The organism is Clostridium sartagoforme AAU1 (assembly GCF_000401215.1).
Taxonomy (GTDB): Bacteria; Bacillota; Clostridia; order Clostridiales; family Clostridiaceae; genus Clostridium; species Clostridium sartagoforme.
Window position 1 is genome coordinate 1 of the sequence record NZ_ASRV01000099.1, and the last position, 1,848, is coordinate 1,848.

Consider the following 1,848-nt stretch of genomic DNA (forward strand, 5'->3'; position numbering starts at 1 on the left):
AAAATTGTAATAAATTTTTTATATTTTTTTATTTACTTATTTACATTAAGCTATTAATATATATTTATTGCCCTAAAAAATTTATTCCAAATCGGAGGTTTGTTTTATGAATATTAGTATTATTGATATGCCTATATTCTATGGATGTGATAATCCTGGAGTTGAAAATGGGCCAAAAATTTTAAGAGAGAACAACCTTCTAGATATTTTTAATAAAAGCCACCAAGTCTGTGATATGGGCGAAGTTCATGTAAAAAATGTTTCTTCAAATGATAAATACGCAGCTAACGCAAAAATGAAGTATTTAGATGAAGTTGTGAGATCAAATGTTGGACTAGCTGATAAAGTTTATGAGTCCTTAAAAAATTCATATCTTCCTTTAGTTATTGGCGGAGATCATTCATTAGCAATTGGAAGTGTTGCTGGCTCAAGTAAATTTTTTGCAGAAGATCTTGCAGTAGTTTGGGTGGATGCTCATGGTGATATAAACACACACGAGACTTCCCCATCTGGAAACATTCACGGAATGCCTTTAGCTAGTTCTATGGGAATTGGTCATGAAGTTTTAACCAACCTTTATTCCTCTAGTAAAAAGGTTAAACCTGAAAATGTATTTTTATTAGGTTGCAGAGACTTAGATTTAGGTGAACTTGAATTAATCAAGGAAAATAATCTTAACGTATGGACCATGAAAGATATTAAAAATAAGGGCATAGAACTTGTATTAAAAGAATTCTTAGAAGCTATAAATAGAAACAATGTGAAAAACATTCATTTTAGCTTTGATATTGATAGTTTAGATCCTACTTATGTTCCTGGAACAGGAACACCAGTTGAAGATGGATTAACTTTTTCCGAAGGAAAACAAATAATTGAAAGTATAATTAGTACTTCATTAGTAAGGGCCATGGATTTTGTTGAATTTAACCCTAACTTAGATGATAATAAAAAAACATTAGAAACTTGTCTTGAATTATTAAAAGTTATATCAAAGGCTTTTGAAGGAAAATAAATTTAAAAATAACTAATAGTAACCTATTAGTTATTTTTTGTTCTCCAAATTTATAAATTGATTTTATAAATCATTAGTTTTTATGTTATTATATATATGTGTTTCAATAAACACCATACAAATTTAAATCTATTTCTATTAAAGTTTATATAATAGTAAATTATATTCTTAGGAGGATAAAATGAAATTACTTTTTTTCGATACTGAAACCACTAGTATAAAGCCTGGAAACATATGTCAATTAAGTTATATAATAATAGACGCTTCCTGTAAGCCGCAAAAAACAATAGGAAAAAACTTCTTCTTTACAGTTGATAGTATGGATGAAGGTGCACAAGCAGTTCATGGATTTTCACTTGAAAAATTATATGATCTTTCAGAAGGAAAAGAATTTTTAGATTTTGTCCATGAATTTATGCCTGACTTTTTTGATGCTGATTTTATAATAGGTCATAATGTCCAATTTGATATAAAATTCTTAAAACATGAATTACAGCAGCTTTGGGAAGCTGGTCTTATAGATACAACATGGGAACCTAAGAATACTTTCTGTACTATGTCATATTACAAAGCTATTTGTAATTTACCAAGTCCAGCTGGAAATATAAAAAATCCTAAGCTGTCAGAAGTTATAGATTTTCTTCAAATAACAGAAGAACAAATTGAAAGTAAAGCAAATGAATTGTTTGAAGGTAGTGGAAATTATCATGATGCTAGATTCGACACAGCCGCTACTTATTTAACTGTGATTCAAGGTATGAAGAAAGGACTAATACCTGCAGGGTATTTTTCTAAATTACTTAATAAATAAATTTCATTCAGTGCACAGTTAACAA

2 protein-coding genes are annotated in these 1,848 nt (G+C 28.7%); both read left to right on the forward strand.

Annotated elements, in window-relative coordinates:
• Positions 1-106: 106 nt before the first annotated feature.
• On the forward strand, positions 107-1,012 hold the full coding sequence (gene rocF / locus A500_RS08210; protein WP_016207118.1) for an arginase: 906 nt from the start codon (positions 107-109) through the stop codon (positions 1,010-1,012).
• A gap of 181 nt (positions 1,013-1,193) precedes the next feature.
• Positions 1,194-1,823 carry a 3'-5' exonuclease gene (locus A500_RS08215; protein ID WP_016207119.1) on the forward strand — a complete coding sequence of 210 codons (630 nt, stop codon included), beginning with the start codon at positions 1,194-1,196 and terminating at the stop codon, positions 1,821-1,823.
• Positions 1,824-1,848 lie beyond the last annotated feature (25 nt).